The 17706-nt window shown below is 63.7% G+C and carries 20 protein-coding genes; 8 read left to right on the top strand and 12 right to left on the bottom strand.

The genetic code is table 11. The annotated features are described in order from the left end of the window. Window positions 1-25: 25 nt before the first annotated feature. Window positions 26-922, bottom strand: a complete 897-nt coding sequence (gene htpX / locus ISS97_RS20255) for a protease HtpX (protein ID WP_379984372.1) — start codon at window positions 920-922, stop codon at window positions 26-28. A gap of 117 nt (window positions 923-1039) precedes the next feature. Between htpX and gluQRS the strand changes: the two genes are divergently transcribed. Beyond that, window positions 1040-1906 (top strand): tRNA glutamyl-Q(34) synthetase GluQRS, encoded by an 867-nt coding sequence (gluQRS, locus tag ISS97_RS20260; protein WP_379984371.1) that lies wholly within the window; start codon window positions 1040-1042, stop codon window positions 1904-1906. A 154-nt stretch (window positions 1907-2060) separates the two neighbouring features. Beyond that, window positions 2061-2801, top strand: coding sequence for an acetoacetyl-CoA reductase (gene phbB / locus ISS97_RS20265; RefSeq protein WP_379984370.1), 741 nt, complete (start codon window positions 2061-2063; stop codon window positions 2799-2801). A gap of 41 nt (window positions 2802-2842) precedes the next feature. Here phbB and ISS97_RS20270 read toward each other — a convergent pair whose 3' ends face one another. Beyond that, window positions 2843-3634 (bottom strand): tRNA threonylcarbamoyladenosine dehydratase, encoded by a 792-nt coding sequence (locus ISS97_RS20270; RefSeq protein WP_379984369.1) that lies wholly within the window; start codon window positions 3632-3634, stop codon window positions 2843-2845. A 166-nt stretch (window positions 3635-3800) separates the two neighbouring features. Here ISS97_RS20270 and ISS97_RS20275 point away from each other — a divergent pair, with 166 nt between their 5' ends. Beyond that, window positions 3801-4190 carry a cytochrome c gene (locus tag ISS97_RS20275; RefSeq protein ID WP_379984368.1) on the top strand — a complete coding sequence of 130 codons (390 nt, stop codon included), beginning with the start codon at window positions 3801-3803 and terminating at the stop codon, window positions 4188-4190. A 108-nt stretch (window positions 4191-4298) separates the two neighbouring features. Here the strand turns inward: ISS97_RS20275 and ISS97_RS20280 are convergent, their stop codons facing one another. The 6 genes from ISS97_RS20280 to ISS97_RS20305 form a co-directional block, all read right to left on the bottom strand. Then, complete coding sequence (locus tag ISS97_RS20280; protein WP_379984367.1) at window positions 4299-4601, bottom strand: Mpo1-like protein; 303 nt, start codon at window positions 4599-4601, stop codon at window positions 4299-4301. A gap of 71 nt (window positions 4602-4672) precedes the next feature. Continuing rightward, on the bottom strand, window positions 4673-5548 hold the full coding sequence (locus ISS97_RS20285; RefSeq protein WP_379984366.1) for a pirin family protein: 876 nt from the start codon (window positions 5546-5548) through the stop codon (window positions 4673-4675). 28 nt (window positions 5549-5576) lie between these two features. Beyond that, on the bottom strand, window positions 5577-6635 hold the full coding sequence (locus tag ISS97_RS20290) for an NADH:flavin oxidoreductase/NADH oxidase (RefSeq protein WP_379984365.1): 1059 nt from the start codon (window positions 6633-6635) through the stop codon (window positions 5577-5579). Between the two features lie 53 nt (window positions 6636-6688). Further along, window positions 6689-7579 (bottom strand): alpha/beta hydrolase family protein, encoded by an 891-nt coding sequence (locus ISS97_RS20295; RefSeq protein WP_379984364.1) that lies wholly within the window; start codon window positions 7577-7579, stop codon window positions 6689-6691. A 145-nt stretch (window positions 7580-7724) separates the two neighbouring features. Further along, complete coding sequence (locus tag ISS97_RS20300; protein WP_090450315.1) at window positions 7725-7934, bottom strand: cold-shock protein; 210 nt, start codon at window positions 7932-7934, stop codon at window positions 7725-7727. A gap of 271 nt (window positions 7935-8205) precedes the next feature. Further along, complete coding sequence (locus ISS97_RS20305) at window positions 8206-8415, bottom strand: cold-shock protein (protein ID WP_090450316.1); 210 nt, start codon at window positions 8413-8415, stop codon at window positions 8206-8208. A gap of 400 nt (window positions 8416-8815) precedes the next feature. Between ISS97_RS20305 and ISS97_RS20310 the strand changes: the two genes are divergently transcribed. After that, complete coding sequence (locus ISS97_RS20310) at window positions 8816-9289, top strand: hypothetical protein (RefSeq protein ID WP_379984363.1); 474 nt, start codon at window positions 8816-8818, stop codon at window positions 9287-9289. A gap of 4 nt (window positions 9290-9293) precedes the next feature. Here the strand turns inward: ISS97_RS20310 and ISS97_RS20315 are convergent, their stop codons facing one another. Then, the gene (locus ISS97_RS20315; protein ID WP_379984362.1) at window positions 9294-10559 is read right to left on the bottom strand and encodes a winged helix-turn-helix domain-containing protein; all 1266 of its coding nucleotides are present in this window, start codon (window positions 10557-10559) and stop codon (window positions 9294-9296) included. 152 nt (window positions 10560-10711) lie between these two features. Here ISS97_RS20315 and ISS97_RS20320 point away from each other — a divergent pair, with 152 nt between their 5' ends. Further along, entirely contained in the window at window positions 10712-11113 is a 402-nt protein-coding gene (locus tag ISS97_RS20320) for a hypothetical protein (RefSeq protein WP_379984361.1), read from the top strand. 99 nt (window positions 11114-11212) lie between these two features. Further along, window positions 11213-12304 carry a phospholipase A gene (locus ISS97_RS20325; protein WP_379984360.1) on the top strand — a complete coding sequence of 364 codons (1092 nt, stop codon included), beginning with the start codon at window positions 11213-11215 and terminating at the stop codon, window positions 12302-12304. A 28-nt stretch (window positions 12305-12332) separates the two neighbouring features. Here the strand turns inward: ISS97_RS20325 and ISS97_RS20330 are convergent, their stop codons facing one another. Further along, the gene (locus ISS97_RS20330; RefSeq protein ID WP_379984359.1) at window positions 12333-13517 is read right to left on the bottom strand and encodes an FAD-dependent oxidoreductase; all 1185 of its coding nucleotides are present in this window, start codon (window positions 13515-13517) and stop codon (window positions 12333-12335) included. Window positions 13518-13608: 91 nt separating this feature from the next. Further along, window positions 13609-14091, bottom strand: a complete 483-nt coding sequence (locus ISS97_RS20335) for an FKBP-type peptidyl-prolyl cis-trans isomerase (RefSeq protein ID WP_379984358.1) — start codon at window positions 14089-14091, stop codon at window positions 13609-13611. A 123-nt stretch (window positions 14092-14214) separates the two neighbouring features. Between ISS97_RS20335 and ISS97_RS20340 the strand changes: the two genes are divergently transcribed. Next, entirely contained in the window at window positions 14215-15579 is a 1365-nt protein-coding gene (locus ISS97_RS20340) for an MATE family efflux transporter (RefSeq protein WP_379984357.1), read from the top strand. Further along, on the top strand, window positions 15576-17165 hold the full coding sequence (dacB, locus tag ISS97_RS20345; RefSeq protein ID WP_379984356.1) for a D-alanyl-D-alanine carboxypeptidase/D-alanyl-D-alanine endopeptidase: 1590 nt from the start codon (window positions 15576-15578) through the stop codon (window positions 17163-17165). Before ISS97_RS20340 ends, dacB begins: the two co-directional genes overlap by 4 nt. On the opposite strand, the gene ISS97_RS20350 is transcribed toward dacB, so the two are convergent. Continuing rightward, a complete protein-coding gene (locus ISS97_RS20350; protein ID WP_379984355.1) occupies window positions 17150-17635 on the bottom strand; it encodes a glutathione peroxidase in 486 nt (161 codons plus the stop codon). The two genes, dacB and ISS97_RS20350, sit on opposite strands and share 16 nt — an antisense overlap. Between the last annotated feature and the right edge of the window lie 71 nt (window positions 17636-17706).

A 17706-nucleotide genomic window follows, 5' to 3' on the forward strand; every position in this document is an offset into this window, starting at 1 on the left:
TCAGTCTATAGACCGGCCGCGTGAATCAGGCGTGTGGCGACGCGTTCTGCAGCGCGGCGATGCGCTCTTTCAGCGGCGGATGGCTCATAAACAAGCGCTTGAAGCCCGTCGCCAGGTGGCCAGCGATGCCGAACGCCGCCATGGTCTGCGGCAAGGTGCTCTCACCGTGGTTGGCCTGCAGACGCTGCAGCGCCGAGATCATCGAACCGCGACCGGCCAGCGTCGCACCGGCAGCGTCGGCGCGGAACTCGCGCCAGCGCGAGAACGCCATCACGATCATCGAGGCGAACAGGCCGAACACCAGTTGCAGCACCATCACCGACACGAAGTAACCGATACCGCCGCCATCACGATCGCGGCCACCCGACAACCAACTGTCGACCAACCGGCCGACAATGCGCGCGGCCACGATCACCAGGGTGTTGAGCACGCCCTGGACCAGGGTCAGGGTCACCATGTCGCCGTTGGCGACGTGGCCGATCTCATGGCCGAGCACGGCGGAAACCTGTTCGCGATCCATCTGCTGCAGCAGGCCGGTGCTCACCGCCACCAGTGAGCTGTTCTTGGTCATGCCGGTGGCGAACGCGTTCATTTCCGGCGCGTCGTAGATGGCGACCTCAGGCATGCCGATGCCCGCGTTCTGGGCATGGCGGCGCACGGTATCGACCAGCCAGCGCTCGGCGTCGTTCTGCGGCTGCTCGATCACGCGAGCCCCGGTGGACATCTTGGCAGTCCACTTGGACATGGCCAGCGAAATGAAGGCGCCACCCATGCCGAACACAGCGGCATAGACGAGCAGACCTCCCATGCCGCCATAACCACGGGCGGCGGCCCACTGATCGATGCCGAAGATACGGCACACGATGCTGAGCAGCAGAAGGACGGCGATATTGGTAAGCAGGAACAGTGCGATGCGACGCATGGCTGTCTCTCGGGCAGTCATGAAAGGGGATGCGGCTACGGCCGCCCATCAAGAATCGTGGCGAAGCGGCGCAGTTTCAAGAGCTGGAACGGTTCGGCATCACCGTAAACTAAGTGCATGAACTATCGCGGACGCTTCGCCCCTTCTCCGACCGGCCATCTCCATTTCGGTTCCCTGGTCGCCGCCGTGGCGAGCTGGCTGTGCGCACGGCACGCCGGTGGCCGGTGGCTGTTGCGGATGGAGGACATCGACCCGCCACGCGAGGTGCCCGGCTCGGCGCAAAGCATCCTGGCTGCTCTGCCCGCCTTCGGCCTGGTCGCCGATGAGCCGGTGCTCTATCAGTCGCAGCGCACAGCAGCCTATGACGCCGCCTTCGAGCAACTGCGCGCGGCCGGCCAGGTCTTTCCCTGCTGGTGCAGCCGCCAGGATCTAGCGGACCAGGGCGGCCTGCATCGCGACGGCCGATGTGTGGCCGGACCCGACCCTGACCGGGCACCGGCCTGGCGCCTGCGTTCGCCGGACCTGGAGATCCGCTTCGACGACGCCCTGCAGGGCCCGCAAACACAGAACCTGCACGATGCCGCTGGTGATTTTGTGATCAAACGGGTCGAGGGCTTTTATGCCTACCAGCTCGCCTGCGTCGTGGACGATGCCTGGCAGGGCGTGACCCAGGTAGTCCGCGGCAACGATCTGCTCGACTCCACTCCACGGCAGATATGGCTACAGCGATGCCTGGGGCTGCCGACGCCGGATTACCTCCATCTGCCGCTGGCGCTGGATGCGAGCGGCCGCAAATTATCCAAGTCCGAACGCGCCCATCCGGTGGACCCGGTTGACCCGTTGCCGGCATTGCGCAACGCGCTGGCCTTTCTCGACTTGCCGTGCCCCAGTGAGGCCCCGAATGCCGAAACGCTGCTGACCCACGCACTCGATCGCTTCGATCCCACTTTTTTGCCGCACTGCAGCGAACGTTCGGCCGCATAAACCGCTATAAAGAAACGGCTGCCCCGACCCGTCGCACCACGCGGCCGGCAGCGTGCCTCCCGTAGACGATTTGCCATGTTGAAACGATATACATGGCGTGCGGCCCGGTAGCACGACCGGGTCATCGTTATCAGTGGACTTCTGGAGGCAAGGCATGACGCAGCGCACGGCATTGGTCACGGGTGGCACGGGTGGCATTGGCACAGCCATCGTTCGGTATCTGGCCCGGCAAGGGCACCGCGTCGCCACTAACTATCGTGATGCCGCCAAGGCCGAGGCTTGGCGCCAGGCGATGACGCAGGAAGGCATCGACGTTTTCATGGTTCAGGGCGACGTCTCCGATCCGGCCTCGTGCGAAAGCATGGTGCGCGAAGTCGAAGCCAAGCTGGGTCCGGTCGAGATCCTGATCAACAACGCGGGCATCACCCGCGACACCACCTTCCACAAAATGACCTACGCGCAGTGGATGGATGTGGTGAACACCAACCTCAATGCCTGCTTCAACGTCACCCGTCAGGTGATCGAAAGCATGCGTTCGCACAAGTGGGGCCGCATCGTGCAGATCAGCTCGATCAACGGCCAGAAGGGTCAGTACGGCCAGGCCAACTATGCCGCCGCCAAGGCCGGCATGCATGGCTTCACCATTTCGCTGGCGCAGGAAAACGCCAAATTCGGCATCACCGTGAATACCGTATCGCCCGGCTATGTCGGCACCGACATGGTGATGGCCGTGCCGGAAGAGGTGCGCGAGAAGATCGTGGCGCAGATCCCGGTCGGCCGCCTGGGCAAGCCGGAGGAAATCGCACACGCGGTCGCGTTCCTCACCGGCGAAGAAGCCGCCTGGATCACCGGCACCAACCTGGCCATCAATGGTGGCCATTACATGGGTTGGTAAGTACGGGGATCGGTGATGGAGAGTCGGCGGCGACGCCGGCTCTACTTCCGGGGATCGAGCAGCTTCTCCATCACTTTGCCCACCGCCGCGAAGGCAAATGCCCCGGTGACATGAGTGGCCGCACCCAGGCCGCCACCACAAGCGAGATTGAGCGCGTCGCCGCCCGGCGGACGCGTGCCGCACACGGTGCCATCCGGCTGCGGGTATTGCACGTTCTGTAACGAGTACACAGCGGATACACCGAAATAACGGTCAGGATTGCGCGGGAAGCCGAAATCCTGGCGAAGCTTTTTCCGGATCAGGCTGAACATCGCATCGTGTTCCGTACGCGACAGGTCTCGCACGCGAATCTGCGTGGGATCGGTGCGACCGCCCGCCGAGCCCACCGATACGATCGGCAGCTTGCGCCGACGGCACCAGGCGATGGCTTCCAGCTTCACCCTAAAAGCGTCGCAGGCGTCGAGCACAACGTCGTAGCCCCGATCAAGCAATTCATCCAGGGTGGTGGGCGTCAGGAAACGCTCGATGGCCTCGATCTGGATCGCCGGATTGATCGCCTTCGCGCGCGCAGCGATCACCCCGACCTTGGTCTTGCCGTACTCGCCATCCAATGCGTGCAACTGACGGTTGGTGTTGGAAACACAGACCTCATCCGCATCGATCAGCGTGAGCTGGCCTACGCCACTGCGCGCCAGCGCCTCGGCCGCCCACGAACCGACACCGCCGATACCGATCACGCAGACATGCCCCTGCTGCAGCCGGTCGATACTGCCGACGCCATACAAGCGCTCGACGCCCTGAAAGCGCTCGGCCGGAAACGCGATCGCGCTCATGCGCTCACCACGGCACGGCAACTGGCAGGATGAAATCGAAGGCCGGACATCACAAACGTACTCCAGGGGTTTGCGGGACGCGCCATTCTATCCGCGCCGCCGAATGAGCGCCCGCAGGGCGCGTGCTACCCTCCCCGCCTTTCCATACCAGCCCGGAGTTTCACGCATGCGTGCAGCGCTATTGATCGTTCTCGGACTCGCCATCGGCATCATCGGCACGGTCTTCGGCATGAATGCGATCAAGCAACGTAACCCGTTCCCGCATGCGGTCATGGTGGTCATGGCGCATCACGTGGGCGACCTGCGCAATGCGGTGAAAGCCCAGCGCTGCGACGCCACGCAGAACCGCGAGCAGCTAGGCCGCTTGCTGGCCGCCTCCACGGATATCACCGCGGCCTTCCCCGGGGTGGAACAGGGCTTTACCGATGAAGCGCAGCATCTGCAAAACCAGATCCAGGCCGCCGTACAAGCCGCGCCGGCGGATTGCGCTGCGCTCACCGCGGCCCTCAAGCCGGTGGGCGAAACCTGCCAATCCTGCCATCAAAAGTACCGCTGAGCAGGCGCTCAATACCCCCGCATCCGCCGATGTAGGAGCCCACCCTGTGGGCGACTGTTAGCGAAAGCCATCGCGCACAGGGTGCGCTCCTACAGGGAACGGAGCGCCTTAGATCCGCACTTTGCCGCGCAGAATCTGCCAGTACATCACCCAGTCGCCCATCAAGCTGTAGAGCGGGTGGCTGAAGGTGGCTGGCCGGTTTTTCTCGAACACGAAATGCCCTATCCAGGCAAAGCCGTAACCCGCCACCGGTGCCAGCCACAACCAGGCAAGGCGCCCCGTAACGATGGCCAGTACCAGCACCAGCAGCACCAACGTACTGCCGACGAAATGCATGCGCCGGCAATTGCGGTTGCTGTGCTCGGTCAGGTAGTACGGATAAAAATCACGAAAGCTGGCGAACCCGGACATGCGTTATCCCCGTAATGCCGTGACGGCGAGGGTAATCCGCCGCCCACGCCATTGCATGCGCCGCCGCAGCATCAGCGGATGGGTAGCGGAATGAATTCCACCTCGTCACCTGCGACTTTGCCGTAGCGCTGCTCCTGCCATTCCAGTTTGGCCTGCTCGATGCGCTCCTTGCGGCTCGACACGAAGTTCCACCACAGATGCCGCTCGCCATCCAGCGGCGCACCGCCAAACAGCATTACGCGACTGGCCGTGGTGGCTTTGATCGGAGCCGCGGTCGCCCCTGTCTGCGCTGCGGCGTGTGTGGCAGGAACGGTCAGGCCATCCCAGCTTACCTCTCCCTCGATCACACAGAGACCGCGCTCGATGTGTTCGTCCGGCCACGCGAGCTCGGCGCCCGCCTCCAAGGTCGCTTCAATAAAGAACATCGGCGCGAACACCTTCACCGGTGAGCGCTCGCCGTAGCCGGTCCCCGCAATCAGCACCAGTTCGGCACCGGGCTTGCGGATACGCGGCAAGGCGTCGGCATCGTGATGATGGAACTCCGGATCGACCTCTTCGTCCTTCTGCGGCAACGCCACCCACACCTGGACGCCATGCATGCGCTGGCCATCGCGACGCTCGTCGGGCGGCGTGCGCTCCGAATGCGCAATGCCCCGCCCCGCGGTCATCCAGTTCACTTCGCCCGGACGGATATCCGCCACGCTGCCCACCGTGTCGCGATGGCGAATCGCACCATCGAACAGCCAGGTCACCGTAGCCAGGCCGATATGCGGGTGTGGCCGCACGTCCATGCCGCGCCCCGGCGCAAAATCCACTGGCCCCATCAGGTCGAAGAACACGAACGGCCCCACATGCCGCGCCAGCAACACCGGCAGCAGGCGGCGCACGGTGAAGCCATCGCCGAGGTCGTGCAGGCGTCCTTCGATCAGGGTCGGGGTCTGTTCCATGCGGATTCCTTTGTGTATTGAACTTCGCTTACCAGGCTCGCTGATATTGCGCCGGCGCTTCGATCTTCGCACCCAGTTCCTGCGCCGCGCGGCGTGGGAAGTACGGGTCGCGCAGACTCTCACGAGCAATCAGCACCACGTCGGCGTCTTCGTCGTTGATGATGTCGGCGGCATGGCCAGCTTCGGTGATCAGGCCCACAGCACCGGTGGCGATACCGGCTTCACGGCGGATGCGCGCCGCGAACGGCACCTGGTAGCCGGGCCCCAGCGGGATTTTCACGTGCGGCACCAGACCACCGCTGGAGACATCGATCAAATCCACACCTAAGGCCTTCAACTCTCGCGCCAACCGCACGCTCTGCTCGATATCCCAGCCACCTTCGTGCCAGTCGGTGGCAGAAATACGCACCCACAACGGTAATTCAGCCGGCCATACCTCGCGTACCGCGGCAATCACTTCGCGCAACAGGCGCGTGCGATTCTCGAAGCTGCCGCCGTAAGCATCGTCGCGATGATTGCTTAGCGGCGACAGAAATTGGTGTAACAAATAGCCGTGGGCCGCATGCAGCTCCACCAGCTGAAAGCCGGCCGCGAACGCGCGCTTGGCGGCCGCGCGGAAGTCCGCCACCACCGTGCGCAAACCCGCGTCATCCAGAGCCTGCGGCGTATGCCATCCCTGATCAAACGGAATCGCCGACGGCGCCTCCGTGGCCCAGGCCCCCTGCACCGCGCTCAAGGGACCGCCGCCCTCCCATGGCCGATGCACGCTGGCTTTACGCCCCGCATGCGCCAACTGCACGCCCGGAATGGCGCCCTGGGCAGTGATGAAGCGCGTAATCGGTCGCCACGCATCGCGTTGCGCGTCGTTCCACAGCCCCACATCCGAAGGCGAAATACGGCCTTGGGCGGAGACCGCCGTGGCCTCCGCGATCACCGCGGCGGCGCCACCAACCGCGCGGCTGCCGAGATGGACCAAATGCCAGTCGTCCGGCATGCCGTCCACGGCGGAGTACTGGCACATCGGCGCGACCACGATGCGATTGCGCAAGGTGAGGCTGCGCTGGGTCAGCGGGGTATAGAGATTCATCAGGGCTGCCTGAAAGAGAATTGCATTGCAGATGCCGGCACAGAAGCCGCGCTTCAAGAGGCCGCAGCACTCCTTGTGTCCGCCTTCACGGCTGCCACCATCCAGCGGGCCATACGCGTGGCAACCGCTTCCGGCGATTTCATCCAGGCGAAGTGATCGGCTGAGGTGCCATCCAGATCCTGCGGTGTCAGTACTTCCTGCTTGGCATGAACGCGAGACATCTTTCCCAGCAGCCATGTCAGCGATGCTTCGGGCCCCAGCCAGTCGTCACGCAGACGCAAAGCAAGTACCGGCAGATCGAGCTCGGAAAGGCGTGCTTCAAAGTCCATCGGCACACCGGCTGCCGCATAACGGCCAGTACGCCCGCTGCGCGCCCAGTCGGCGATCACACTACGTGCCTCGTTGCCGCCGAAACCGATCCGCCGTCCGGGCAAATACCCGATCAAGCGTGCCAGCCATGGCGCCAGTACATAGCTAAGCCCGACCAGATAGGCCTGGCGGAAGCGCCGCCAATACGGCGAACCGCTCGCCACCAGCGCGATACCGGCATGTTCGCCCGGGTGCAGGCTGGCATAGAGCGAACCGAGCTGACCCCCAAGACTGTGGCCACCGAGCCAACAAGGCAAATCGGCGAAACGCTCGCGCGCGACGGCGATGCCTGCCGGCAGGTCGGTCTGCAACAACTCTCGGTACGCCCAGTCATTGTGCCGCCCCGCCCGCTGATCGCTGGATCCAATGCCGCGCCATTCGTGCAGAACCACGGCGATGCCACGCGCGGCCAGCGCCTCGGCCAGCGGCAGGTAGTGCTTCGCCGCAACGCCCATCGCCGGCAGCCAGTACAGCAGCCCCGTCGGCATGCTTGAAGGCGCTACCAGCAGCAGGTCGGCCTTTGCGCCATCCGCGGCAATCACTGGGAGCGTCGCGGAAACCAATGGAGTGGACATGGCAGCCTGTGATTCCTGCACCGGACGTTTCCAAATTAATGAAGTGAGATTACCTGCAGGCTAGCGAAGTCGATTCAAGCCAGCCACACCACACAAGAAAAAGGGCCGGCTTGCGCCGGCCCTTTTCAACAAACATGTCCTGAATTCAGGCGGGCACGACTTCATCGGCCTGCAGACCTTTTTGGCCATTGACCACTTTGAAGGTCACCTTCTGCCCCTCTTTCAGGCTTTTGAAGCCGCTACCCTGGATGGCGCGGAAATGCACGAACACATCCGGGCCACTTTCCCTGCTGATGAAGCCAAAACCTTTGGCGTCGTTGAACCACTTAACAGTGCCAGTTTCACGATCCGACATGACTCACTCCGATTGGCTCGTTACTGAGACAAGTCAGCCTCCCCTTTGGCCGACGACTTACTGGGCATGCAGGGAATCGGGTGAGGCGATGCGGGGCTCTTGGGAACCAGACACCGGGGCACGCACGTGACCTGACAAACACAGTCAAATGAGCATAGCGGATTTTCTTAAATGCAAGTAGCTAATGGTCACAGTTAATGCGGCCGGCGCCATGCATAAAAAAAGCCAGGCATCGCTGCCTGGCTTTTTCACGTACATGGGGCGGATTAAATCACGCCGCCTGCACTTCATCAGCCTGCAGGCCCTTCTGGCCCTGCACAACCTTGAAGCTCACCTTCTGGCCTTCCTGCAGGCTCTTAAAGCCATTGCCCTGGATGGCACGAAAATGCACGAAGACGTCGGGGCCGTTGTCACGGCTGATGAAGCCGAAGCCCTTGGCGTCGTTGAACCACTTGACGGTACCGATCTGACGATCAGACATGTAAATCACTCCATAAGGTTTTAATGAGACTCGGCCAGCCCAACCGGGTTAGCCGGCTTACTGGTGTGCAAGGAAGACCCTAGGGGTGAGGCGATGTAGCAGATCGCTGATCAGCGGCATCGGGTCACAAAACTCTGGTGACCCCGGCAAACACAGTGCTGGAATCATACCTGTATCCCTGTGGAAACGCGATTCCGGGGTTTTCCCCGGCTGAATAGAGTTACCTATGGCATTCAAAAAAAGCAGCCGCGACATCTTTTATTTCCATTTATGGCAGCCTGATTCAGCTTTTCTTTACGCGTCGCATTGTCTATTGCGCCTGCTTTCACACAGCCCTTCAAGGCTGTCCCAATCCGCGCGGACACGCCCGCCCCGGGCCCGCCAGTCGAGGAGATCCACTATGTCCAGCCTGCCTTCACGCCTTGCTTTGATCATCCTGTCCGGTGGACTTGTCCTGGCCGGCTGCGCCGACAAAACGACGCGTCCGGGCACCGCCCCAGCCGCCACCGGCAGTTCCTCGGCCACCAGCTCCCAAAGCACCACCACCCGCAGCGGCGGCGCCTCCGTCAGCAAGCCCCGCCCGGCCAAGGCCGCCACGCAGTCTTTGCCGGACAACACCGGTATCCAGGCCTGCGACGACTATCTGGCCTCGTATATGGCCTGCCACCAGGCCGCGGGCATTTACGCCCCGGACCAGATCGAGGGGCGCTACGAGGCTATGCGCGAGAGCCTGTTGAAGGACTCGCTCGACCCGACGATCCGCCCGCAGCTTGAGCGCCGCTGCACCTCGCTGGCCGGTCAGTTGCACCAGGCCCTGCACGGCAAGTCCTGCGCCACCGGCCCCGCAACAGCCACCAGCAGCGCCAAGCCTTGATCCACTAACCCCGCCACAGCGCCCGCAGGGCCGATGCGATGCCGGAAGGCTGGCATCGGCCCAGGCGGACCTTCGGAGTGCCATGCCATTGCGCGGTCGCGGCAATGGCCTCGGCCAGAGACGACAACAGCGCCGGCGAAGGCTCCACACCGGCTTCCAGATGCAGTGACTTCACTTCGAACACACCTTCGGTCCGATGCGCCTTGGCATCGAGACGCCCCACCAGGCTGCCGCGATGCAGGATCGGCAGGACGTAATAGCCATAGCGCCGCTTGGGTGCCGGCACGTAACACTCAATGGTGTACTCGAAGCCAAACATGGCAAGCACGCGTGCGCGATCCCATACCAGCGGATCGAAGGGCGACAACAACACGGTATGCGTCGCGCGAAGCCGGCCCTGCGCGGCCTGCCCCAGCAGCTCCGCATGATCGGCATGCACATAGGCCGGCACCGTCCAGCCATGCACCGACACCTTGAGCAGCTCGCCCGAAGCTACCAGCGGCGCCAGCTCCTGCTCGGTCACTGCTGGCTTCAAACGATAGTAATCGGCGATCCAGCGCGCCTGCGTGATACCCAAGGCACGCACGCTGTCGAGAACGAAGTGGCGACGTAGCGCGACGTGATCCAGCGTCGCAGCTGTTTCATCCAGTGGCGGATCGAGCCGCGCGATGACGTTCTCCGCCAGGTCATACACGCGCTGGAAGCGATCGCGTCGCGCCACCATCAGGTCGCCCAGCGCGAACCATGCTTCCAGCCAGCGTTTCTCCGGCTTCCACGCCCACCAGCCACTGACGCCGCGATTCTCGCTCGCGAAATCAGCCGCGCGCACCGGACCGGAGTCGCGGATGCGCTCCAGCAATCCATCCATGCCCTCGCGCTGTTCACGATGCATGCGTGCCGCATGGCGATGCGCCCAATGCCCTTCACGCTGTCCGCGCCATGCGCGCTGCCAGGCATAGTCGGCGGCAGTGACGAAACAGGCTTCATGCGCCCAACATTCCGCCAACTTTCCTTGCGCCAACGCTTCATCCAGCCATGCCGGCTCGTAGTCACCGAGTCGCGAATGCAATACCAGATAAGGGCTGCGCGCCACGACATGGATGGTATCGATCTGCAACAGCCGCATGCGGGCGATCGCATCCACCACATCGGCGCGCTTCGCACGTTTGCGCGGCGCGCGCAGCAAACCTTGTGCCGCCAGCTGCACGCGTTGTGCCTGCGACAGGCTGAGACTGATCGTTGGAGATGAAGCGGGAGACAACGAAGACATAGTCTTCACGTCATCAGGGCGCAAATGTTGTGCAGGCATTTACCCAGCCTTTGTTAGCGTGTCCACAGCGCGGGATGTGCCGCGGCTTGAGCCGCTTTCGATTCCCACGCCTTCCGTCCTCGAGCCAGTGATTCTGGCATGGAGTATCGATGATGAAATCCCGCAAACCACTGCTTACCCTTCTCGTCTCTGGTTCGATGCTGTTCGCCGGCTCGCTGCTGGCACAGAACCAGCCGATGTCGCCCCCTCCACCGCCACCCACACAAAACACACCGCCTCCGCCGACACAACAGGCTCCGATGACTGCGCCGGCTCCGACCGGACAGGCCAGCGCCAGCCCGCAACAGGCCCAGGTCACCATCAACTCCAGCGTCCCGCCAGTGAAGGATGCCGGCCCGCCGCCGGACTTCGCCCAGTTGTCAGGCGGCAAGGCTTACGTCACAGAAGATGATGCATCGGCCTACCCGCCACTAGCCAACGACTTCCTGCACGCCTCGGGCGGCAGCAAGCATCTGAGCAAAGCTGCCTACGCCCGCTGGTTGAAGCAGCGCTAAGCTTCCGGCACCTTTGACGCCGGCCGCGGTTCGACGCGGCCGGCGTTTTCGTGTGCGGCGTCATGCGCCCACTGGTTCATCCCTGACATGGAGTACGCCATGACGCGACCGATGCTGTTGATGACGGCCGTGCTAACCACGGCGCTGGCCAGCAGCCCAAGCCACGCCCAGAATCCGGATCCGATGGATATCCGCGCTTGCACCGCCATCGAGAGCGATGCGCAGCGCCTGGCCTGCTATGACCACGCCACCGGTCGCGTCAACCTGCCCGCCGGCCAGAAGAAAAACAATGCGACTGCGGCGACGTCTCGTGTGTTCGGCAACGAGAAGGACGCGCACGAAACCACGCAAACGGGCAACCCCGAGGTATCGCGCCCACTTTCCTTGCTCGATTCCCGCTGGGAACTGTCGCCCGAGAGCAAACTGGGCACCTACAACCTTCGCGGCTACAAACCGCTGTACGTCATGCCGTTGTTCGCCACGAGCAACCAGAACGACATGCCGCACAGCCCCAATCCGCAAAATACCGTCACCACTCCGCAGCCGCTGCAGAACATCGAGACGAAATTCCAGCTCAGCCTGAAGACCAAAATCTGGCAGGGTGTGTTCGGCGATGCGGGCGATCTATGGGTCGGCTATACCCAGTCCTCGCGCTGGCAGGCATACAACAGCAAGCATTCGAGTCCGTTCCGCGAAACCAACTACGAGCCCGAAGCTCTGCTGATGTTCAACACCAATTACCAGATTGCGGGCTGGGACGGCCGCCTGCTCGGCATTGGCTTCAACCATCAATCCAATGGCCGCGGCGATCCTCTCTCGCGCAGCTGGAACCGTGTGATCGCCAATATCGGCCTGGAGCGCGATGGATGGACGGTGATGCTGCGCCCCTGGTGGCGCGTGCCGGAAAACCGCAAGGACGACAACAATCCGGACATCACCGATTATGTCGGACGCGCCGACATGCAGATCGTGCATGAATGGAATGGTCAGGAATTTGGCCTGATGTTGCGTCACTCACTGCGCGGCGGCAGCCGCAGCCATGGCGCCGGCCAGTTCACCTGGGCCTTCCCGATATCCGGCAACCTGCGTGGCTATATGGAGCTGTTCAAGGGTTATGGCGAAAGCATGATCGACTACAACCACAATGCCACTTACCTGGGCATCGGCGTCTCGCTGCTCGACTGGTATTGATCTTCGCCGCGACAACAAAGCCTGGTGGTCAACGCCACCAGGCTTTCTTTGTGCCGGTCAAAATCTTCAGCGTCTGCCCACGCGCCAGCGGCAAACGGCTCAACGGATGAAACAGCGCGTCACGCCACCGCGCCAGGCCATCGCTGTCGGATTGGAACAAGGGCGTCAGCCAGCGGCTCATCCGTTGATAGACCGCCAGATGATGACGACGGCGGCGTCGATAATCCTGTAGTGCGATATCGACACTCGGACTGGCCGCCAGCGCGTCCGACAATGCCTCCGCATCCAGCAGCGCCATATTCACGCCCTGCCCCAGTTGCGGACTCATCGCATGCGCCGCGTCACCGAGAAAGACCAGTCGGCCATGCAAGGGCGTGCGCAACACCACGTCGCGATAACGCGCGCGATGCAACTGATCGTGCGCCGTAACGTGCTCCAGCAACGGCATGGCTTCTGGCCATAGCGCCGCGACGCGTTCACGCAAACGCGTCAGTCCCGTCGCGTCGAAAGTATCGACCTGCTCGCCCGGCAAGCTGAAATAGAACGTCAACCACTGACCTTCGCGATCCGCGCGTTGCCCCACCGGCAGCAGTCCGATCATTTCGCGCGTACCGCCATAGCGTTGACGCAGCTCGGTGCGATGCAGCCAGTCTTCGGCCGGCAGCAGACACCACAGTGCGCCCCAGGGATACACGATCTGTCGACGCACCTGCTGCGGCACACCCTGACGCAGGCGCGAATGCGCGCCATCGGCCGCCACAATCAGATCGAACGGCCCATGCAGACCGCCCTGACTGTCACGCAGACACGAGCCGTCTTCAGTCAACGATTCGATGCAGGTGCCGGTATGGATTCGCGATGCATCCGCATAGGCATCGCGCAACAGCGTAAACAGACTGCCGCGAGTCAGCCCGAGGCCAAAGCAATCCGGTGCGTGGTCGGCATAACGCATGTCCATCACACGCCGGCCGTGGCGATTGACGCCGTGCAGCCGTTCGACGCGCTGGCCCCGCGCCAGCGCCTGCTCGTGCAACCCGAGCCGGGTCAGCACGCCCAGCCCTGTCGGCTGCAGCAGAAAACCCGCGCCCACCGGCCCCGGTGCAGGGGCCTGTTCGTACACGCTCAACGCGTGGCCTTGCGCGGAAAGAAACAGGGCGGCCGCCTGTCCGGCGGCGCCATACCCCACGATAGCTATGCGCAAGCGCTCCCGCATGATGGCGGCTCGATCCTTGAGTGGCGGCTCCGCGGGAGCCGCTTAGCGTGGGTGTCGCGCCGATCCGGCCGGACCGGCGCGATCGGTGGCCTCAGTGGTGATGGCCGCCTTCGCCGTGCACGTGGCCGTGCGCAAGTTCTTCTTCGCTGGCATCGCGCACGTCGGTCACTTCGATGGCGAAGTGCAGGGTCTTGCCGGCAAGCGGATGGTTGCCGTCGATGTGCACCTTATCGGCATCGACCTTGGTCACCGTGACGTTGATGACGCCCTGCGGGCCGCGACCCTGGAACTGCATGCCCGGCTGGATATCATCCACACCCTGGAAGGCCTCGCGCGGCACTTCCTGCATCAGCTCGGCGTGATGCACGCCGTAACCTTCCTCAGGCGCCACGTCCACCTTGAACTGGTCACCGGCCTGACGGCCTTCCATCGCCTTCTCCAGGCCGGGCACGATCTGACCGGTGCCATGCAGGTAGGTCAGCGGCTCACGGCCCTCGGAGCTGTCGATGACCTGACCCTGGTCGTCGGTCAGCGTGTAGTGGAAAGAGGCGACGGAGCGCTCGGAAATCTGCATGATCTTCTCGCAAGTACGGATGGGGCCGGCTGACTCCGGCATGAGGCTACAAGCCTAACATCCATGGCAAGCCCCGCTGAAATGCACCGTGCCAGAATGGCCTGCCTTCCAACGTTTCCGCCCATGCCCCCGATACTCGACGCCTGGCGCCATCGCCCTACCCATCAACGGGTCTGGGCGATGGCCGTGCCGATGATCCTGTCCAATCTGACCGTGCCGCTGGTGGCACTGGTCGATAGCGCCGTGGCGGGCCATTTGCCGCAGACCCAGGACCTCGGCGCCGTGGCCGTGGGCAGCGCGATCTATGCCCTGCCGGTATGGAGCCTGGGCTTCCTGCGCATGGGCACCACCGGGTTCGCGGCGCAGGCCAGTGGCGCGGGCGACAGCGCGGCTCTCCGCACCGTGCAGGCGCAGGCGCTGCTGCTGGCCGCCGTGCTCGGCGTAGTGGTTGGCGCCCTGATGCTGCCGCTGCTGCCGTGGATGATCGGGCAGATGCATTCCACGCCGCCGCTTGCGGCGCGCAGCCTGGATTATCTGCATATCCGCCTGCTGGGATTACCCGCGGCCTTGCTCAACTACGCACTGGCCGGCTGGTTTATCGGCGCGCAACGTGCACGCACCACGCTGGCGTTGCTGCTGGTCACCAACATCGCGAACATCGCACTCAACCTCGTCTTCGTGCTCGGTCTTGGATGGGGCGTGCCTGGCATCGCGCTGGCATCCGCCTGCGGCGAATGGCTGGGTGCCATCTATGGTCTGTGGTGCGCGCGGCGCGCTCTGCGCGGTCTGGCAGGACAGGTCGACTGGCGCGCCATGCGTGGCTTCGCGCACTGGCGTCCGCTGTTGATGGTGAATCGCGACATCTTCCTGCGCACGCTGGCGCTGGAGGGTGTGTTCTTCAGCCTGTCCCTGCTGGGTGCACGACTGGGCGATGCCACCGTTGCCGCCAATGCCTTGCTGTTGAATGGCCTGATGCTCACCGCGTTCGGCCTGGACGGGCTCGCCAATGCGGTGGAGGCTCTTTGCGGACATGCCATCGGCGCGCGCGACCGCCTGGCGTTGCGACGCGCACTAGTGGTGGCGGGTGGCTGGTCGTTGTTCGGCAGCATCGGCTACGCCCTGCTCTTTGCGCTCGCCGGACACGGGTTCATCAACCTGCAAACCAGCCTGCCCGAGGTTCGCGAAACCGCCTACCGCTATCTGCCTTGGCTATCCGCCTTGCCAGTGGTCGCGGTGTGGAGCTACCTGCTGGACGGGCTGTTCATCGGCGCCACACGGGCACGCGAGATGCGCGACGGCATGCTGGTATCGGTGTTGCTGTTCGTGTTGCTGGCATGGTTCGCGCGCGGCTGGGGCAATCACGGTTTGTGGCTGGCGTTCCTCGCATTCATGGCGATGCGCGGCCTGAGTCTCGGCCTTATCGGCTGGCGCCTGCGCCAACGACAGGCGTGGCTGCCGGAAAGCGTTCACGCCATACTGCGGCCATGAAAGCTATGTCGCCGGGACGCCGTTTACTGCTGCTCATCGCAGTCGCGCTGTCGCTGCCAATCGCCGCGACAGCCGCCCAGGATGCGCCTGTACAAAGTGCGCAGGATCTGGCTACGCGCATCGACGCGCACATCCGCCAGCCGCGTTTCGCAGGCGCCAACTGGGGTATCGCCGTCGTGTCGCTCGATAACGGCCGCACGCTCTATGCGCACAACGCGGATCAACTTTTCCAGCCGGCTTCCACCGCCAAGCTATTCACCGCCGCGCTGACGCTCAGCGAAGTCGGCGCCGACTACCGCATTCCCACCCGCGTGCTGGCCGGCGACAAGCTACACAGCGGCATGCTGGACGGCCCGTTGATTCTCTATGGCATGGGCGACCCCACACTGGGCGCGGATGCCTCCACCGCGAACTGGGCCGATCAGTTGGCGAAGCAGGTGGCCGAGCACGGCATCCAGCGCGTCAAAGGCGATCTCATTGCCGACGACAGCTATTTCGCCAGCCCGCCGATGGGCTCCGGCTGGGAAGCGATCGATCTGCAGAGCTGGTTCGCCGTGCCCGCCTCCGCGCTCAGCGTGCAGGAGAACCAAGTCGATGTGACGATCACCCCGGCAGCACGCGAAGGACGCCCCGCCATCGTGGCGCTGGACCCCGCCGGCGCCGTGCCGAGCGTGGTGAACCGCATGACCACGGGCGCACCGCAGCTGCGCAACGACATCAATCTTTATCGCGCGCCCGGCGACAACACGCTGTATGCGTTTGGCAGCATCGCTGCACGAGCGCCCGCGCAGCGTTTCAAGCTGGCGTCGTTCGATCCCGCCCTGCTCGCCGGCAATCAGTTGCTGAAAGCGCTGGCGCGCCATGGCGTCCGCATTCAGGGCGGGCTTCGCTCATTGCATTGGCCGCAGAGCAGCGAAGGCTTGCGCGCGAACACATCAGCTGTCGCCGAAGTACTGTCGCCACCGGTGGGCGAGATCCTGCAGCGCGGCCTCAAGCGCTCGCAAAACCTCTATCTGCAGAATCTGCTGTTGATCGCCGGCGTACGCGCGCAGGCCGACGCCATGCAAGGGCCATCGCCACCCAACGGCTTCCTCACCACGGAGAACTGGGGTATCCGCGGCCTGCGCCAATTGCTCGAACGCATGGGCGTCGCACCCACAGCCACACTCATCGAAGAAGGCACCGGCCTGTCGCGGCGCGACCTGAGTACACCGAATGCGATGGCGCGCCTGCTGGCCTTTCTCGCTTCGCAGTCGTATGCCACCACCTTGCGCCAGGCGCTGCCCCTGGCCGGCGTCGACGGCACCCTGCAATGGCGCATGCGCAATACGCCGGCGGAAAACAATGTGCAGGCCAAGACCGGCAGCATGAATCTAGTGCATAGCCTGGCCGGTTATGTCACCACGGCGGGCGGCGAGCGGCTGGCTTTCGTCATCATGCTCAACAACTACGATCCGCCGCCCGGCTCGCCTGGCGCGAGCCGCGACATCGATGCGATCGCCGTGATGCTGGCCGGCCTGCGTACCGACGCGCCACAGCCGGCGGCAGCGCAGGCCAACGCTACCGCGAATCAGCCGGTCAACTGAGCGGCGAGATCCTTGCCGATCTTTTCAGGGGTATCGGTAGGCGCGTAGCGCTTCACCACTTCGCCCTCGCGATTGACCAGGAACTTGGTGAAGTTCCACTTGATCGACTCGCTGCCCAGGATGCCTTTGCCCTCGCTCTTCAGCCATTTGTAGAGCGGGTGGGCCTTGTCGCCATTCACCTCGATCTTGGAAAAGACCGGGAAGCTGACGTCGTAGCTGGTGCTGCAGAAGTTCTTGATCTCGGCTTCGTCGCCCGGCTCCTGATGACCGAACTGGTCGCAAGGAAAGCCAAGCACCACCAGGCCATGATCCTTCTGGGCGCGCCACAAGGCTTCCAGGCCGGTGTATTGCGGGGTGAAGCCGCACTTCGAGGCGACGTTGACGATCAGCATGGCCTTGCCACGCCACTCGCTCAGCGAGCGCTCGTTGCCGTCGATATCCTTTGCACTGAAATCGTAGACCGTGGTCATGGCCGAGCTCCGCTGTTGGTCGGCTGATGAGTCTACGCCAAGGACAAGGGAACCTGGCATAGAATGCCCGT

The sequence above is a fragment of the Dyella koreensis genome (assembly GCF_044904565.1).
GTDB lineage: Bacteria > Pseudomonadota > Gammaproteobacteria > Xanthomonadales > Rhodanobacteraceae > Dyella_D > Dyella_D koreensis.